The organism is Methylobacterium sp. WL120 (assembly GCF_008039465.1).
Taxonomy (GTDB): domain Bacteria; phylum Pseudomonadota; class Alphaproteobacteria; order Rhizobiales; family Beijerinckiaceae; genus Methylobacterium; species Methylobacterium cerastii.
Map to the genome: position 1 here is coordinate 13,212 of NZ_VRUT01000048.1, position 17,134 is coordinate 30,345.

General features: G+C 70.2%; 15 protein-coding genes. 14 read left to right on the top strand and 1 reads right to left on the bottom strand.

Annotated elements, in window-relative coordinates:
• The first annotated feature begins 183 nt into the window (after positions 1-183).
• The 10 genes from paoA (at position 184) to FV229_RS11370 (ending at position 11,804) form a co-directional block, all read left to right on the top strand.
• Entirely contained in the window at positions 184-834 is a 651-nt protein-coding gene (paoA, locus tag FV229_RS11325) for an aldehyde dehydrogenase iron-sulfur subunit PaoA (RefSeq protein WP_147752083.1), read from the top strand.
• Entirely contained in the window at positions 831-1,781 is a 951-nt protein-coding gene (locus FV229_RS11330; RefSeq protein WP_147752072.1) for a xanthine dehydrogenase family protein subunit M, read from the top strand. Before paoA ends, FV229_RS11330 begins: the two co-directional genes overlap by 4 nt.
• 3 nt (positions 1,782-1,784) lie before the next feature.
• Positions 1,785-4,004 (top strand): aldehyde oxidoreductase molybdenum-binding subunit PaoC, encoded by a 2,220-nt coding sequence (gene paoC, locus FV229_RS11335; RefSeq protein ID WP_147752073.1) that lies wholly within the window; start codon positions 1,785-1,787, stop codon positions 4,002-4,004.
• A gap of 127 nt (positions 4,005-4,131) precedes the next feature.
• Entirely contained in the window at positions 4,132-5,244 is a 1,113-nt protein-coding gene (locus FV229_RS11340) for an FAD-binding domain-containing protein (RefSeq protein ID WP_147752074.1), read from the top strand.
• A 96-nt stretch (positions 5,245-5,340) separates the two neighbouring features.
• Positions 5,341-6,480 carry a metallophosphoesterase gene (locus FV229_RS11345; protein ID WP_147752075.1) on the top strand — a complete coding sequence of 380 codons (1,140 nt, stop codon included), beginning with the start codon at positions 5,341-5,343 and terminating at the stop codon, positions 6,478-6,480.
• Positions 6,481-6,642: 162 nt separating this feature from the next.
• Complete coding sequence (locus tag FV229_RS11350) at positions 6,643-7,692, top strand: 2-dehydropantoate 2-reductase N-terminal domain-containing protein (protein WP_147752076.1); 1,050 nt, start codon at positions 6,643-6,645, stop codon at positions 7,690-7,692.
• 28 nt (positions 7,693-7,720) lie between these two features.
• Entirely contained in the window at positions 7,721-8,644 is a 924-nt protein-coding gene (locus tag FV229_RS11355) for a LysR family transcriptional regulator (RefSeq protein WP_147752077.1), read from the top strand.
• Between the two features lie 109 nt (positions 8,645-8,753).
• Positions 8,754-9,971 carry a CaiB/BaiF CoA-transferase family protein gene (locus FV229_RS11360; RefSeq protein ID WP_147752078.1) on the top strand — a complete coding sequence of 406 codons (1,218 nt, stop codon included), beginning with the start codon at positions 8,754-8,756 and terminating at the stop codon, positions 9,969-9,971.
• Positions 9,968-10,891, top strand: coding sequence for a hydroxymethylglutaryl-CoA lyase (locus FV229_RS11365; RefSeq protein WP_147752079.1), 924 nt, complete (start codon positions 9,968-9,970; stop codon positions 10,889-10,891). Before FV229_RS11360 ends, FV229_RS11365 begins: the two co-directional genes overlap by 4 nt.
• A gap of 25 nt (positions 10,892-10,916) precedes the next feature.
• Positions 10,917-11,804, top strand: a complete 888-nt coding sequence (locus FV229_RS11370; RefSeq protein WP_246688147.1) for a type II secretion system F family protein — start codon at positions 10,917-10,919, stop codon at positions 11,802-11,804.
• Positions 11,805-11,977: 173 nt separating this feature from the next.
• On the opposite strand, the gene FV229_RS11375 is transcribed toward FV229_RS11370, so the two are convergent.
• Positions 11,978-12,412, bottom strand: a complete 435-nt coding sequence (locus FV229_RS11375) for a hypothetical protein (RefSeq protein WP_187275123.1) — start codon at positions 12,410-12,412, stop codon at positions 11,978-11,980.
• Positions 12,413-12,528: 116 nt separating this feature from the next.
• Here FV229_RS11375 and FV229_RS11380 point away from each other — a divergent pair, with 116 nt between their 5' ends.
• The 4 genes from FV229_RS11380 to FV229_RS11395 all read left to right on the top strand — a co-directional run bounded on the left by FV229_RS11380 (position 12,529) and on the right by FV229_RS11395 (position 16,878).
• A complete protein-coding gene (locus tag FV229_RS11380) occupies positions 12,529-13,818 on the top strand; it encodes a nucleotide disphospho-sugar-binding domain-containing protein (protein ID WP_147752081.1) in 1,290 nt (429 codons plus the stop codon).
• A gap of 258 nt (positions 13,819-14,076) precedes the next feature.
• Positions 14,077-14,283 (top strand): ferredoxin, encoded by a 207-nt coding sequence (locus FV229_RS11385; protein WP_147752084.1) that lies wholly within the window; start codon positions 14,077-14,079, stop codon positions 14,281-14,283.
• Between the two features lie 20 nt (positions 14,284-14,303).
• Positions 14,304-15,644: an FAD/NAD(P)-binding oxidoreductase gene (locus FV229_RS11390; protein ID WP_147752085.1), complete on the top strand. Its 1,341-nt coding sequence runs from the start codon at positions 14,304-14,306 to the stop codon at positions 15,642-15,644.
• On the top strand, positions 15,637-16,878 hold the full coding sequence (locus tag FV229_RS11395) for a cytochrome P450 (protein ID WP_147752086.1): 1,242 nt from the start codon (positions 15,637-15,639) through the stop codon (positions 16,876-16,878). Before FV229_RS11390 ends, FV229_RS11395 begins: the two co-directional genes overlap by 8 nt.
• The last annotated feature ends 256 nt before the right edge of the window (positions 16,879-17,134 follow it).

Here is a 17,134-nt window from a genome sequence, read left to right on the forward strand (position 1 = left end):
ACCGCACGCCGCCCTCGCCATGCCGACCCATCCGCTTCTCGCCGAGGCGAAATGCCCGCGTCGGAAGTCCGCGGTCGTTTGGAGCTTATCCAGGCTGTCCGAGTTGCCCCCGGCATTTCCGATTTCGATGGCGACGCCCTGCGGCGGCCGTCGCCCCCCCCCGCAACAGGTTCGGAGACCATGATGGGACGACCTGGAGACCTCGACATGAGCCGACGCGACGTGGTCGCCACCGCGACCGCGGCGGCGGCCCTTTCCACTCTTCCCTCGGGCGCCCGCGCCGAGGGCGCCGCCACGGGCCAGCCGGTGCTTGCGACGGTGTCGTTCACGATCAACGGCGAGCGTCGCGAACTCGAGCTCGACACCCGCACCAGCCTGCTCGATGCGGCGCGCGAGCACCTGCGCCTCACCGGCTCGAAGAAGGGCTGCGACCACGGCCAGTGCGGCGCCTGCACGATGATCGTCGACGGTCGGCGCATCAACGCCTGCCTGACGCTGGCGGTCATGCACCAGGGCGCGGAGATCACCACCATCGAGGGGCTCGGCCAGCCCGACAACCTCCACCCGATGCAGGCCGCCTTCATCCGCCACGACGGCTACCAGTGCGGCTACTGCACGCCGGGCCAGATCTGCTCCGGCGTCGCGGTGCTCGCCGAGATCGAGGCCGGCATCCCGAGCCACGTCACCGCCGACCTCACCGCGCAGACCACCGTGACCGAGGCCGAGATCCGCGAGCGCATGAGCGGCAACCTGTGCCGCTGCGGCGCCTATTCCAACATCGTCGAGGCGATGAGCGAAGTCGCCGGCCTCGAGACCGGCCGGAGGCACGCATGAGGTCCTTCACCTACGAGCGCCCGGACACGGCGGCCGCAGCCGCAGCCGCCGTCGCCGCCACGCCGAACGCCAAGTTCATCGCCGGGGGCACCAACCTCCTCGACCTGATGAAGCTGCAGATCGAGACGCCGACCCACCTCGTCGACGTGAACGGGCTCGGGCTCGACCGGATCGAGGCGACGCCGGACGGCGGACTGCGCATCGGCGCGCTGGTGCGCAACACCGACCTCGCCGCCGACGCGCGCGTCCGAAAGGATTACGGCGTGCTCTCGCGGGCGCTGCTCGCCGGCGCCTCGGGGCAACTGCGCAACAAGGCGACCACAGCCGGAAACCTGCTGCAGCGCACCCGCTGCCCGTACTTCTACGACACGGCCCAGGCCTGCAACAAACGCCAGCCCGGCTCGGGCTGCTCGGCCCTCGACGGGGTGAGCCGGCAACTCGCGGTCGTCGGCGGGAGCAACGCCTGCATCGCCACGCATCCCGGCGACATGGCGGTAGCGATGCGCGTCCTCGACGCCACCGTCGAGACGATCGATGCGAAGGGCGCCGAGCGCAGGATCCCGATCGCCGAGTTCCATCGCCTGCCCGGCGACGCGCCGGAGCTCGACACGACGCTGCGCTCAGGCGAGCTGATCACGGCGGTGACGTTGCCGAAGCCGGTGGCGGGCACGCACATCTACCGCAAGGTCCGCGACCGCGCCTCCTACGCCTACGCGCTGGTCTCGGTGGCGGCGATCCTCGGCAAGGACGGCGCCGGGCACGTCGCGTTCGGCGGGGTGGCGCACAAGCCCTGGCGGGTGGAGGCGGCCGAGGCCGACCTGCCGCGCGGGGCGAAGGCGGTGACGGACGCGGTCTTCGCCGACGCCGAGCCGACCCAAGAGAACGCCTACAAGCTGAAGCTCGCCGAGCGGACCCTGTCCGCCGCGCTCAACCAAGCCAGGGCCTGAGCCATGAAGTTCGATCAGCCAGCCGGCCAGAATCCCATCGATCAACTCAAGGTGGTAGGCAAGCCCACCGACCGCATCGACGGCAAATACAAGACCACCGGCACGGCGCCCTACGCCTACGAGCGCCACGACGTGGCGGCGAACCAGGCCTACGGCTACGTGCTCGGCGCCAGCATCGCCAAGGGCCGCGTCCGCGCGATCCACACGGAGGACGCCAAGCGCGCCCCCGGCGTGCTCGGGATCGTGACGACACTCGAGACCCCGCGGCTCGAGCGGGGCATGATGAACGCCGCCTACCTGTTCGGCGGCGACCAGATCCAGCACTACCATCAGGCCGTCGCCGTGGTGGTGGCCGAGACCTTCGAGCAGGCGCGCGCGGCAGCCTTCCTGGTCGCGGTCGACTACACCCCGGATGCCGGCAAGTTCGACCTCGCCGTCGAGGCGAAGGGCGCTCCGCCCGTGCCGGGCGACAGCGGCGAGGGCAGCGGCGGCGACGGCGAGGAGCGCGTCGGCGACTTCGAGGGGGCCTTCGCGCAGGCGCCGGTCACGCTCGACGAGCGCTACACCACCGCCGACGAGAGCCATGCGATGATGGAGCCGCACGCGACCATCGCGGCGTGGGACGGCGACAAGGTCACGCTCTGGACCTCGAACCAGATGATCGGCTGGGGCCACGGCAGCTTGGCCAAGATCCTCGGCGTGCCGAAGGAGAACGTCCGCCTCGATTCGCCCTATGTCGGGGGCGGCTTCGGCGGCAAGCTGTTCGTGCGCGCCGACGCGGTGCTCGCCGCCCTCGCGGCGAAGGCCTTGAAGCGGCCGGTGAAGGTCGCGCTGACGCGTCCCCTCATCGCCAACAACACCACGCACCGGCCGGCCACGATCCAGCGGGTGCGCATCGGCGCGACCAAGGACGGCACGATCACGGCCATCGCCCACGAGAGCACGTCCGGGAACCTTCCCGACGGCGATCCCGAGACGGCTGTGAGCCAGACCAAGCTGCTCTACGCCGGCGCCAACCGCCTGACCGCGATGAAGCTCGCCCACCTCGACCTGCCCGAGGGCAACGCGATGCGGGCGCCCGGCGAGGCGCCGGGCCTGATGGTGCTCGAGGTCGCCATGGACGAGATGGCGGAGAAACTCGGGATGGACCCGGTCGAGTTCCGCATCCGCAACGACACCCAGGTCGACCCGCAGGACCCGAAGCGGCCGTTCTCCAAGCGCGACCTCGTCGGCTGCCTGCGGCTCGGGGCGGAAACCTTCGGATGGGCCAAGCGCAACCCGCGCCCCGGCCAGGTCCGCGACGGCCAATGGCTCGTCGGCCACGGGATGGCGGCGGCCTTCCGAAACAACATGGTCCTGAAGTCCGGCGCCCGGGTGCGCCTGGACGGCGACGGCACGGTGACGGTCGAGACCGACATGACCGACATCGGCACCGGCAGCTACACCATCATCGCCCAGACGGCCGCCGAGATGATGGGCGTGACCCTCGACCGGGTCGTGGTGCGCCTCGGCGATTCCGCCTTCCCGGTCTCCTCGGGGTCCGGCGGGCAGTTCGGCGCCAACTCGTCGACGGCGGGCGTCTACGCGGCCTGCGTGAAGCTGCGCGAGGCGGTGGCGCAGCGGCTCGGCATCAACTCCGAAGACGCCGTGTTCGCCGACGGGCAAGTGCGGGCGGGCAACCGCGCCGTGCCGCTCGGCGAGGCGGCCGCCCAGGGCGCGCTGTCGGCCGAGGACACGATCGAGTTCGGCGACCTGTCCAAGAAGCAGCAGCAATCGACCTTCGGCGCCCACTTCGTCGAGGTCGGCGTCGACGCCGACACCGCCGAGATCCGCGTCCGCCGGATGCTGGCCGTATGCGCGGCCGGGCGCATCCTCAACCCGAAGTCGGCTCGCAGCCAGGTCATCGGCGGCATGGTGATGGGGACGGGCGCGGCGCTGATGGAGGAGCTTGCGGTCGACACCAAGCGCGGCTTCTTCGCCAACCACGACCTCGCGGGCTACGAGGTGCCGGTGCACGCCGACATCCCGCACCAGGAGGTGATCTTCCTCGACGAGGTCGATCCGATGTCCTCGCCGATGAAGGCCAAGGGCGTCGGCGAGCTCGGGATCTGCGGCGTCGGGGCGGCGGTGGCGAACGCCGTCTACAACGCCACCGGCATCCGCGTCCGCGACTATCCGCTGACCCTGGACAAGTTCCTCGACCGGCTGCCCGAGGCGGCCTGAGCGCAATCCCCCCCGGAGCCGGACCGATCCCGGCACCGGGGGTTTTCAGGGAAATCGGTCGCATCCATGCCCTCTCGCGCCGCGCTAGCTCGACGGCATGGATCGAAGCTTTCCCCTCACCTTTCCGATGACTCGCGCCGCCGGGCTCGACCGCCTCTCGGCCTTCCTCGCGGAGGCAGGGGCGGATTACGCCGCCGCCCGCAACACCGACCGTGGGCCGGACGCGCGGCCGACCACCTCGGCGCTCTCGCCCTACCTGCGCCGGCGCCTCGTGACGGAAGCGGAGGTCGTGGCCGCCGCCGAAGCCGCCTTCGGCGATGGCGGCGCGGAGAAGTTCGTGTCGGAGGTCTTCTGGCGGACCTACTTCAAGGGCCATCTCGAGACCCATCCAGCAGCCTGGACGGACTTCCTGGCGCTTGCCGCGGCCGACCGGGGGCGGCTTGCGGCCGAGCCCGGCCTACGCCGGACCTTCGAGGCCGCGATCGCGGGCCGGACCGGCATCGACGGCTTCGACGACTGGGCGCAGCAACTCGTCGAGACCGGCTGGCTGCACAACCATGCCCGGATGTGGTTCGCCTCGATCTGGATCTTCACCCTGCGCCTGCCTTGGGCGCTCGGCGCGGACTTCTTCCTGCGCCACCTCCTCGACGGTGACCCGGCGAGCAACACCCTGTCCTGGCGCTGGGTGGCGGGCCTGCACACGCGGGGCAAGCACTACGTGGCGCGTGCCGAGAACATCCGGCGCTACACGGAGGATCGCTTCGACCCTCGAAACCTCGACGAGTATCCGGACGCCCTCGACGAGCCGATGCCGCCGCGCGAGGTCGCCCTGCCGGCCGCCGACGCCGCGCCCTCGGGCGACGTCGCCCTGCTCCTGCACCTCGACGACCTGCACCCGGAGAGCCTGCCGCTGGGCGCGGCGCGCGTGGTGCGGGTCGGAGGGCTGATCGCGCATGCCGAGGGGGCGTCCGAGGCCGTCCGGGCGGCGGACGCCGCCGCGATGCGCGATGCGCTGGACCGGGCGGCGGCCCGTTTCGACTGCTCGGCGGGACCGGCGACCGGCGCCTGGGCCGGGGCGCTTCCCGTCGTCACCGCCTGGGCGCCCGTCGGCCCGTCGGCGGCAGTGCTGCCCGAAGCGGTCTTGCGGCTGCGCCGACCCTGGGACGAGGCGGCCTGGCCGCTCTCGAACCGCGGATATTCCAGGCTCCGCTCCGCGATTCCGCGATTGACCGCAGCCTGACGCCCCTGTCGGCGGCGCCTCGCGAGGCGCCGCGCGCTGGCGCCCGAATGCGAAGGCCCTGGCCCCGGTGCCGGCTTTCGGCGTAGCCGGACGGCCATGTTCCATCTGATCTTCAGCCTCCCCTGCCTGTACGTCGTCACGCGGGTGCTCTGGCCGCTGCCGGGGCCGCCCGCGGCGAAGGCCGCCGTGGCGGTGCTGCTGCTCGTCGCCTCGCAGTACCACCTGTGGTGCCGCCTCTCCTCCGGCTCGGTGTTCGCGCCCGAGTTCCCGCGTTGGCTGGTGGTGCTGTTCAACGGGGCCTTCGGCGCCATCCTGCTGCTCGCTGGGATGCAGATGGCGCTCGACGCCGCTGCGCTGGTCGCGTGGCCGTTCGGCGGCTGGGCGATCCCCGCTGCCTGCCGCGACGGGGCGGCTGCGCTCGCGCTGCTGCTGTCGGCGTTGGCGGTGCGGCAGGCGGTACGGCTGCCGCCGCTCCTGGACGTCGAAGTGCGGATCGCGAACCTCCCCGACGCCTTCGACGGCTACACGCTTCTGCAGCTGACCGACCTCCACATCAGCCGGCTCTTCCCGGCCCCCTGGACCGAACAGGTGGTCGCGCGCTCCAACCGCCTCGGCGTGGACCTCGTCGTGATCACCGGCGACCTGATCGACGGCGCGCTGGCCTCGCGTCGCGCCGACGTGGCGCCGCTCGCCCGGCTCGGCGCGCCGGACGGCGTCTGGATCGTGCCCGGCAACCACGAGTACTTCTTCGACTACCCCGCCTGGATGCGGCACGATGCCGAGCTCGGCATGCGGGTGCTCGCGAACCGGCACACGGTGCTGCGGCGCGGCGACGCCGCCCTGGTGCTCGCGGGCGTCACAGACCGTTCGGCGCCGCAGACCGGCCACCCGGGACCCGATCTCGACGCCGCGCTCGCGGGCGCGCCTCCGGGCGCGCCGATCATCCTCCTCGACCATCAGCCCAAGGGCGCGCGGGCGGCGGCCGCGCGCGGCGTCGCGCTGCAGCTCTCCGGCCATACCCATGGCGGAATGATCGCAGGGTTCGACCGGCTGTTCGCCCGCGCCAACGGCGGCTTCGTCTCGGGCCGCTACGCGGTCGGGGGCATGATTCTCTACGTCAACAACGGCACCGGGCTCTGGCCTGGCTTCGCCCTGAGGCTCGGGCGCCCCTCCGAGCTGACGCGCATCACCCTGCGCCGGGGCGATGACGCCGCCGACCCGGCGCCGACCCGATAAGTCGCGCTGAACGAGAGCGCTGCCGCCACGTCGGCGCCGTGGATCGCGTTGCGCGTCAAGCCAAGCGTGGCTTGCGTGCGAGCCGGACGACTGGGTATACCAGATACACGCCGGATGATCGTCCGACGCAAAAACAATAACCTAACTCTCAGGGATGAAATCATGCCGCGCCGAATCTTGATCCTCGGGGCATCTTACGGCTCGCTGCTTGCGACGAAGCTGTTGATGGCCGGTCACGACGTGACGCTCGTCTGTCGTCGGAAGACCGCGGATCTCATCAACAGCCAGGGCACCGAGGTGCGCATCAAGCTGCGCGACGAGGCCACGCACCGGGCGTTCCACTCGCGCGACCTGCCGGGCAAGGTCGACGCGATGCCGCCCGAAGACGTCGACGTGTCGCGCTACGACCTCGTCGGCTTGGCGATGCAGGAGCCGCAGTACAACAACCACACGATCCGTGTGCTGATGATCAAGATCGCCGCGGCCAAGCTGCCGTGCCTGTCGATCATGAACATGCCGCCGCTGCCCTATCTCGAGCGGATTCCGGCGCTGGCGAAGATGGACCTGCGCGAGGCCTACACCAATGCCGGCGTCTGGGACCGCTTCGAGCCGGGCCTGATGTCGCTGTGCTCGCCCGATCCGCAGGCGTTCCGCCCGCCGGACGAGCCCGCCAACGTCCTCCATGTCGGGCTGCCGACGAACTTCAAGGCGGCGACCTTCGCCGACCCCGAGCACAACAAACTGCTCCGGGAGCTGGAAGCGGGCATCGACGCGGTGCGGGTCGACGGGCACGACGTCCCCGTGAAGCTGAAGGTGTTCGATTCGCTGTTCGTGCCGCTGGCGAAGTGGTCCATGCTGCTCACCGGCAACTATCGCTGCATCACCCCCGAGGCCCCGCGCTCGATCCGCGATGCGGTGCACGGCGACCTCGATCGCTCGCGCGCGATCTACGAGCATGTCGACGCGCTGGCCCGCCGCCTCGGTGCCGACCCCGCCGACCAGGTGCCGTTCGAGAAGTACGCCAAGGCGGCCGAGGGCCTCCTGAAGCCGTCCTCGGCCGCCCGCGCGGTGGAGAGCGGCGCGCCGTACATCGAGCGCGTCGACCTGCTGCTCAAGCTGATCTCGCACCAGCTCGACATGCCCGAGGCCGAGATCGACCGCACGGTCGAGATCGTGGACCGCAAGCTCGACGAGCGCATCATCCCGGGCTGATTCCCGGAGCGGCGGGAGAGCGGGGACCATGTCGGAGGGAACGCCGACCCCGTTCATCCTGAACCGCCTCGACTTGAAGACGCTGCGCCTGTTCGCAGCGATCTGCGAGGAGGGCACGCTCAACGGCGCGGCGCGGCGGGCCGCGATCGCGCCGTCGGCCGTCAGCAAGCGCCTCGCCGAGCTGGAGCGGGCGCTGTGCTGCACGCTGCTCACCCGCGAGCCTAGGGGCATGCGCCCGACGCCGGCCGGCGAGACGCTGCTGCACCACACCCGCCGGATGCTCGGGTCGGTCGAGCAGATCGCCCTCGAACTCGCCGAGCACGCCAGCGGCCTGCGCGGCTTCGTCCGCGTGCTGGCGAACCTCTCGGCGATCGTGCAGTTCCTGCCGGAGGACCTGCAGGCCTTCCTGGCCGCCCAGGCCGGCATCGGCGTCGACCTGGAGGAGCGCCCGAGCGGCGGCGTGGTCGCCGGCGTCGAGGAAGGCGCCGCCGACCTCGGCATCTGCGCCGGCCGCACCGATCCGCGCTCGCTCAAGGCCTATCCGTATCGCGGCGACCGCCTCGTCCTCGTCGTGCCCGCCGGCCATCCCCTGGCCGGCCGAGACGCCCTCGCCTTCGCCGACACCCTCGACTACGACCATGTCGGCATGCACCGGGAAAGCTCGATCTACGGCACGCTCCGCGACGAGGCCCGGCGCCTCGGGCGGCCGCTGCGCCTGCGCGTCCACGTGCCGAGCTTCGACGCGATCTGCCGGATGGCGCAGGCCGGAATGGGGCTCGGCGTCGTGCCCGAGCGGGTCCACGCCCTGCTCGGGCCGCAGATGAACGTCGTCGCCGTGCCGCTCACCGACCCGTGGGCACGGCGGACGCTCAGCCTCGTCGTCCGGCCGGGCGCGCAATCGCCGGCGGCGGCCATGCTGTTCGACCACCTGCGGCTGACCGCGGACGCCTGAACGGCAAGACCTGCGTTCGCGTTAGGAGAACGCAGGCTGGTGCATCGCGTTTGGACACCCTGCGGCCGATCCCATACCGATCGGTCCAAAGACGATGGAGGGAACGCCGATGCCAGGCCCGGTGCAAGCTTCGGCCAACGGCCCGCTCGACGGAATCCGGGTCCTCGAGCTCGGTCAGCTGATCGCGGCGCCGTTCGCCACCAAGATCCTCGGCGAGTTCGGTGCCGAAGTGATCAAGGTCGAGGCCCCGAAGGACGGCGACCCACTGCGCCGGTGGCGCAAGATGCACGAAGGCACGTCGCTCTGGTGGTACCTGCAGTCGCGCAACAAGAAGTCGATCGCGATCAACCTGAAGTCGCCCGATGGGCTCGACATCGTGAAGGACCTCGTGCGCAGCGCCGACGTGGTGGTCGAGAACTTCCGGCCCGGCGGACTGGAGAAGCTGGGCCTCGGCTGGGACGTGCTCTCCGAGCTGAACCCGAAGCTCGTGATGGTTCGCATCTCCGGCTACGGCCAGACCGGCCCCTACCGCGACCGGCCGGGCTTCGGCGCGATCGGCGAGTCGATGGGCGGCATCCGCTTCACCACCGGAAGCCCGGAAAGCCCACCCGCCCGCGTCGGGGTCAGCATCGGCGACACGCTGGCCTCGCTCCATGGCGTCATCGGCGCGCTGATGGCGCTGCTGCACGTGAAGACCGCCGGCGGCCAGGGCCAGGTCATCGACGTCTCGCTCGTGGAGAGCGTGTTCAACGTGATGGAGAGCCTGGTTCCGGAATACGACCTGCTGGGCGAAATCCGCACCCGGACCGGCGGGGCGCTGCCCGGCATCACGCCCTCGAACACCTATCCGACCAAGGACGACGGCTTCGTCGTCGTCGCCGGCAACTCGGACCCGATCTTCCGGCGCCTGATGACGGCGATCGGCCGGCCGGACCTCGCCGACGACCCGGCGCTGCGCAACAACGACGGCCGCTCGAAGGTCGCCGGCATGCTCGACGGCGTGATCGCAGACTGGACCCGAGAACGCAGCGTGGACGAGGCGCTGGCGGTGCTCGACGCGGCGGACGTGCCGGCGGGCCGGATCTACTCGGTGGCCGACATCGTCGCCGACCCGCACTACGCCGCCCGCGACATGATCCTCGACGCGGAGCTGCCCGGCGGCACGAAGGTGAAGATGCCCGGCATCGTGCCCAAGCTCTCCGGCACCCCCGGCGCGGTGCGCTGGCAGGGGCCGGCGCTCGGCGCCCACACCGATTCCGTGCTCGCCGACCTCGGCCGCGACACCGAGACCATCGAGCGCCTGCGCCGCGAGGGAGCCGTGCAATGACGGGCGATGCCATGCTGATCCAGGAGGTCGCCACCCGCGACGGGTTCCAGATCGAGCCCCGCTACGTCGAAACCGCCGACAAGGTCGCGCTGGTCGACGCGCTCTCGGCCGCAGGCTTCTCGCGGATCGAGGTGTCGTCCTTCGTCTCGCCGAAGGCCGTGCCGGCGCTTCGCGACGCGGCTGAAGTCTTCGCCGGGATCGGCCGGCGGCCCGGCACCGTCTACGTCGCCCTGGTGCCGAACCCGAAGGGCGCCGAGCGGGCGCTCGCGGCCGGCGTCGGCGAGGTCAACCTCGTCGCCTCGGTGAGCGAGACCCACAACCGCGCCAACATGGGCATGACCCCGGAGGCCTCGATCGAGGGGTTCGCGCGGATCATGGAGACGGTGAAGGGCGCCCACGTCTCGACCAACGCCACGGTGGCCACCGCCTTCGGCTGCCCGTTCGAGGGCGACCAGCCGACCGACAAAGTGATCGCCCAGGTCGAGCGCTACCTCGCCCTCGGGATCGGCGGCGTCACGCTCGCCGACACCACCGGCATGGCCAACCCGCGGCAAGTGGAACGCCTCGTCGCCCGCGCGCTGGCGATCGTGCCGGCGGAAAGGCTGACCCTGCACTTCCACAACACCCGCGGCCTTGGCCTCGCCAACGTGCTCGCGGCCTACGGCGCCGGCGCGCGCCGGTTCGACGCGGCGCTCGGCGGCCTCGGCGGCTGTCCGTTCGCGCCCGGCGCCACCGGGAACATCTGCACCGAGGACCTCGTCAGCATGGCCCACGAGATGGGCATCGCCACCGGCCTCGACCTCGACGCGCTGATCGGCCTCTCCCGCGACCTGCCGCGCCTCGTCGGCCACGACGTGCCCGGCCAGGTCGCCAAGGCCGGCCGCCCCGGCGACCTGCACCCGGTTCCCCAGGCGGCTTGAGCCGCAAACACCGCGACGAGGCGGCGTGAGCCGCGGAAGCTGCAACCCGGCGGCGCGAGCCGCGTCCCATCCTCAAGCCTTCCCGGCCGACATGGTCGACATCCTGCGCGCGGGCGAGGCGACCGGCACCCTCGTCGACGTGCTGGCCTCGCTCACCGCCTCGATCGAGCGCCGCGACGCCGTGCGCCGCCACCTCTCCTCCGCAATGATCTACCCGGCGCTGCTCGTGCTGATGGCGATCGGCACCCTCGTCATGATCGTCGGCGTGCTGGTGCCCGCGCTGGCGCCGCTGTTCGAGGGCAGCGGCCGCGAGCCGCCCTTCGCGATCCGCGCCGCGGGCGCCCTCGGCGCCGGCCTCTCGGCCGGCTGGCCGTTCCTCCTCGCCGGCACCGCCGCGCTCGCCCTCGGCCTCGCGCAGACCTGGCGCAAGCCCGGTTTCGCCGCAGGCCGCAGCCGGCTCGCCCTGCGGCTGCCGTTGCTGCGCAGCATCGTGGTCGGGGTCGAGCTCGGCCGGATCTGCCGTGTCCTCGGGACGCTGCTGCAGGCGGAGGTCCCGATCCCGGATGCGGTGGCGGCGACGCGCCCGCTCGCAAACAACCGGATCTTCCGGCAGGCGCTGGACGAGGCAGGCCGCCGCCTCACCGAGGGCGGCACCCTCGCCTCCGGCCTCTCCAGCCTGAAAGCCTACGCGCCGTCCACGCTCAACCTCATCGCCAGCGGCGAGCAGGTGAACCGCCTCGGCAGCGTCCTGATCCACGCCGCCGAGATGCACGAGACCCAGACCCGCCAGCGCATCGACCGCCTCCTCGCCCTGATCACGCCGCTGGTCACGATCGCCATCGGCGGCCTGATCGGCGGCCTCATCGTCTCGGTGATGGGCGCGATCCTGAGCGTGGGGCAACTGGCTCAGTGAGTGGTTGATGCCGGTGACGGGGTCGGCTGGTCGTGTCGTCGAGTTAAGAGATCCTCGGTTTGCCGTTGAGATTGTACGGCGGCTGGCTAGGGCACCCGGCGCGTCGGCCTCGCAGTCCATTAATCGTTCCAGACGTCATCCTCTTTGTACGACGTAGATCCAAGGCTGACCCCCTATTCATGACTGGTATTGACTCGTTGCGGTGAAGCGGGAGCGATGACGCCGAGTATGTTAGGTTCGACCATCCTCGGCTGCCTATCGCGGCTCTCGGGCGAAGGAGTGGCGGAGTAGAACCGGTAGGATTCAAGGGCCCTTATTTTGTCGTTGGTTCCGGTGGACGTCGCTGCACCTGCCGGACGGAAGCCTCGATCATCGCAGGCCCGCAATTGCGGTGCCGAAGCGTGAGGCATCCATGTCCGCGACAGATTGCCGAGCGCGTTGCTCGCCGCCCCTGCCGCGCTGATCTCGCGCTGGAGTTCCTCCACGAACTCGCCAAAGGCATTCGAGGCCGCGGCCCCAGCATCCGTGAGGCCCGCCGCCTGCCGGGACTGATCGATCACGAACCGGGCCTGCGTGGAATCGGTGTCGTCGACGATCGCCCGCGCCATCGCAACCATGGAGCCGCGTGTGCTGGCACACTTGGTCGCGGTTAGGGCACGTAACCGTTGGGTGCAGTGCAGCGTAGTCACTGCATCGCAATCGAATTTTTAAGGGACGCACCGCCATGAAGGTGCTGATCGCAGCCACGGCCTTGACCGGGCACGTCAACCCGCTGCTCGCGGTCGGCCGACTTCTGGCCGCACGCGGGGACGTGGTCGTCATGACGACGGCCGAACGATTCCGGAAAAAGGTCGAGGCCGCGGGCCTACGGTTTTCGCCCATCGACGACGACCATGCCGCCGAATATCGCGCGATCGATCTGCCGGCGGGCCCGGAGCGTTATCGGCTAGAATTCGCGCGACGCTTCATCGATCCCATCCCGCACCAGACGGACGCCCTGCGTCGGCTGATCGACGACGAGCAGCCCGATGTCGTCGTCGCGGGAAGCATGTTCCTCGGCGTGCTGCCCCTGTTGCTCGATTCCAAGCCGCGCCCGCCGATCGTCGTCCTGAACGTGAGTTTCCTGTTCCTCGACAGGCCCGACGAGGCGCCCGTCGGCCTCGGCCTGCCGCCGGCGAAGGATTCCGCCGAGCAGGCCCGTTACGCGGTCCTCAAGGCCGGCATGGACGCAGCCTTCGCCGATCCCGTGCGCGTCTACGCGAACGATCAACTCGCGCGCCTCGGCGTACCGGCTCTGCCGGCCGCGCTGCCTCATTCCATCGCCACGCTGCCGGACCTGTTCCTCCAGCAGACCGTGCCGGGCTTCGAGTACGATTTCGGGACGCTGCCGCCCAACCTGCGTTTCACCGGCCTGCTGCCGGTGACGAGCGCCGACGTGCCGCTTCCGGATTGGTGGGCGACCCGCGACCTCGGCAAGCCCGTGGTTCTGGTCACGCAAGGCACCCTCGCCAACGCCGACTTCGGCGAACTGATCGAGCCGACCTTGGCGGCGCTGGCGGACCGCGACGACCTCCTCGTCGTCGCGACCACGGGAGGGCGCCCGGTCGAGGCCCTTCGCGGGCCGATTCCGGGCAACGCCCGCATCGCCCCCTTTCTTCCGTTCGACGCGATGCTGTCCGACGTCGCCGTTCTCGTGACGAATGGCGGTTACGGCAGCGTCTCGCAGGCCCTCGCAGCCGGCGTGCCGATCGTCTCGTCCGGGCTGACCGAGGACAAGGCGGAGATCGGCGCGCGCATCGAGTGGTCGGGCGCCGGCCTCAACCTGGCCGCCAACGCTCCGACCGTCGATGCGCTTCGCGACGCGATCGGCACGGTTCTCGCGCAACGGCGTTTCCGCATGCGTGCCGAGGCCTTAGCTCAGGACTTCGCCCGCCTCGATTCGAGACAGGCCGTTCTTTCGGGGATCGACGATGTCGTTCGCGGCGGGCGCGTCGTCAGGGGAATCGCAGCATGACGACAACGCCGATCGGCCGCAGCGCCAGACTTGAATCCGGTGCAAATCGGTCCGCCTACGCTATGCTACGGAGACCTGGGCTGACTGCATTTGCCGCCACGCTCGTCCTGGCAGTGACGACCGGCCTGCCCATGGGATCCGCTGCTAAACTGATTCCGCAGGCCGACGATCAGGACGGCCCTTTCCTTGGCATTTGACGATCAGCGACCCGACCCGATGACGCTCGTTCCTCAGACCATCGATGATGCGGAAGTCCCCATGCGCGTCGTGGTCGACCTGAACCGTTGTCAGGGCTATGCGCAGTGCTGCTTTGCGGCGCCGGGAGTCTTCGACGTGCGGGGCCATGAAATCCTGTTCTACGATCCGGCGCCCCCCCGCGCCCGTCGGGGCGAGATCGAACGCGCCGTCCATGCCTGCCCCGTCCGCGCCATACGCATGCAGGCCGAGCCTGGAGTGACCCAGTGAGCGGCGTCGACACGCCCGGCATGATCGTCGTGGGCGCGTCGCTCGCCGGCCTCCACGGTGCGGAAGCCCTGCGCCGTAATGGCTATGGAGGCCGCATCACGATCGTGGGCGATGAACCGCACCGCCCCTACGACCGGCCGCCTCTGTCGAAACACGTCCTCTCCGGCGAACTGGCCGCGGACGCGACCGAGCTTCCGCAACGCGCAGATCTCGACGCGCGCTGGATGCTGGGTCAGGCCGTAATCGGCCTCGATCGTCGCGCGCATACGATCGGCCTCGCGGACGGGGCGGTGCTTGCCTACGACAAGCTGCTCGTCACGACCGGCGCGCGGGCCCGCCCCTGGCCGGTGGAGTCCGGCGGCACGCTCGGCAACATCTTCACCCTGCGCGGCCGTGACGACGCCGCGCGCCTGCGTGCAGCCCTGGTCGCGGGTCCGTCTCGCATCCTCATCGTCGGCGCCGGCCTGATCGGTTGCGAGGCGGCCTCCTGCTGCCGCAGCCTGGGATTGCCGGTCACCCTGATCGATCCAAACCTGACCCCGCTCGCCCGCTCCCTCGGTACGTGGGTCGGCGGCGTGATCGCGGACTGTCTCAAGGATGCCGGCGTCACGTATCGTCCGAACGCACAGGTGCTGCGCTTCGAGGGCGACGCGACCGGCCGGGTGGTTCGCGCCCACCTTGCGGACGAGCATGTCGTCGAGGCCGACCTGGTCATCGTCGCGCTCGGCGCCGTCCGGGAGACGGGGTGGCTGAAGGCGGCCGGCCTGATGGCCGATGCCAGCGGCCTGACCTGCGATGCTGCGTGCCGAACCCTGGACGCCGATGGCGCGCCGTGCCCGGACATCTACGCGGCCGGAGACGTGGCGCGATGGCCGATCTCCCTCTATGGGGATCGGTTGATCTCGGTGGAGCACTGGGGCAACGCCGTCGCGCAAGGCGGCCATGCGGCGCGCAACATGCTGGCGACGGCCGACGACCAACGCCCCTACGACCATCTCCCGGCGTTCTGGTCGAGCCAATTCGGGATCAACATCAAGGCCGTCGGCCTCAGCGAGGGAGCGGATACGGTCGCGATCGTTCACGGCTCGCGCGCCTCGCGACGCTTCCTCGCCGTCTACGGCCGCGAGGGGCGCAGCATCAGTGCCGTGTCGTTCGATCAGGCCCGGTGGCTCCCCGCGTATGCGGAGGCGATCCGGATCGGCGGCGCCTTCCCGCCGATCCGCGATGCGAGCGATCAGGATCGCATCGTCTCCGGGCTCCCCGGCTTCCCGCCGCCGCGCCGAATCTCCGGGTCACAAGTCTCCGGGTCACAAGTCTCCGGCTCACATGTCTCCCGTTCCGACGAGGCTCGTCATGCCTGAGGACACGCTGTTTGCCGAGGTGCTGGACCCGGCCAACCGAGCCGATCCCTATCCGATCTACGCGCGGCTGCGGGAGAAGCCTGTCTCGCGCCAGAGCGACGGCAGCGTCGTGGTGAGCACCCATGCGGCGATCCGCAGCCTGATCTTCGATCCGCGGCTCAGTTCCGAGGATCTGCCGCCCTCGCGCCGGCCGCGGACCGGAAACCCGATCAAGGATTGGCTGCTCAACCCGATCAAGGACCGCATCGTCACCGCGCATCGCCCGCTGATCTTCCGCGATCCACCCGATCACGACACCCTGCGCGGCGTCGTCATGCGGGAATTCTCCGTGACGCGGGTGCAGGCCCTGAGGCAGCGGGTCGAGCGCGACGTCGACGCGCTGATCGAGGGTTGCCGGGGACGCGACGAGATCTGCCTCGTGGAGGATTTCTCCTACCCGCTGCCGGTCGCCGTGATCTGCGACATGCTCGGAGTGCCGGAGAAGGACGAGCCGCAGTTCCAGTCCTGGGCTTCGCAACTCGCCACCGCGCTGGAGCCCGATACCCGCCACGACGAGGCCAGCCGGCACCGGACGGCCGCCGCCTTCGACGCCATCTCCGGCTACATGCGTGCGCTGATCCGCGAGAAGCGCCGGCGGCCCACGCCGGACCTGCTCAGCGCGCTGGCTGCACCGTCTCCCAATGGCAAGCCGGCCATGGGCGATTTCGATCTGATCTCGACGGCGATCCTGCTGCTCGTGGCGGGCCACGAGACGACGGTGAACCTGATCACCAACGGCATGCTCACGCTGCTGCGCCATCCCCACGAATGGGACAAGCTCCGGGCCGACCCCGAGCGGGCCCCGCGGGTCATCGAGGAATTGCTCCGCTACGAACCGCCGGTGCACTTCCGAACCCGCAAGGCGCTGGGCACCATCGAAATCGCCGGACATACCATTCCGAAGGGTGCCCCCGTCATCCTGCTGTTTGCCGCCGCGAACCGCGATCCCGCCCGCTTCGCCCACCCCGGCCGCTTCGATCCCGATCGTGACGACGTCCAGCATTTCGGCTTCGGCGGCGGACTTCACTACTGCATGGGGGCGCCGCTCGCGCGGATCGAAACCGAAATCGCCCTCGTGGCCCTCAGCCGCCGCCTCGTGGCACCCCGGCTTTTGTCGGATCCGCCGCCCTATCGGAGCGGTGCTTCGCTACGCGGTCCCGAACAGCTAGGCATCGGGATTGGCGGCGTCGTTTGAAGGGCTTTGCAGTGTGGGGGCGCCGCCTGAAATGCGGTCTTCTTTGAAGGCAGACTTCCCGGATACCGGCGGCGGATCGACTTCGTTCAGAAACTCGATTTTTGGCCGAGATTGACTAAAAGTGGCCTTATACCAAGCCCCGTTGAACGTGATTCACGCGAGGTAGCATCGCGATCCAGGTCGTGATTCTCTTTTCAGGTTTGGAGCCTGAGGAGGATGTGATGGCTGCTCCGGTGCCACTGCGATCGGATTATGA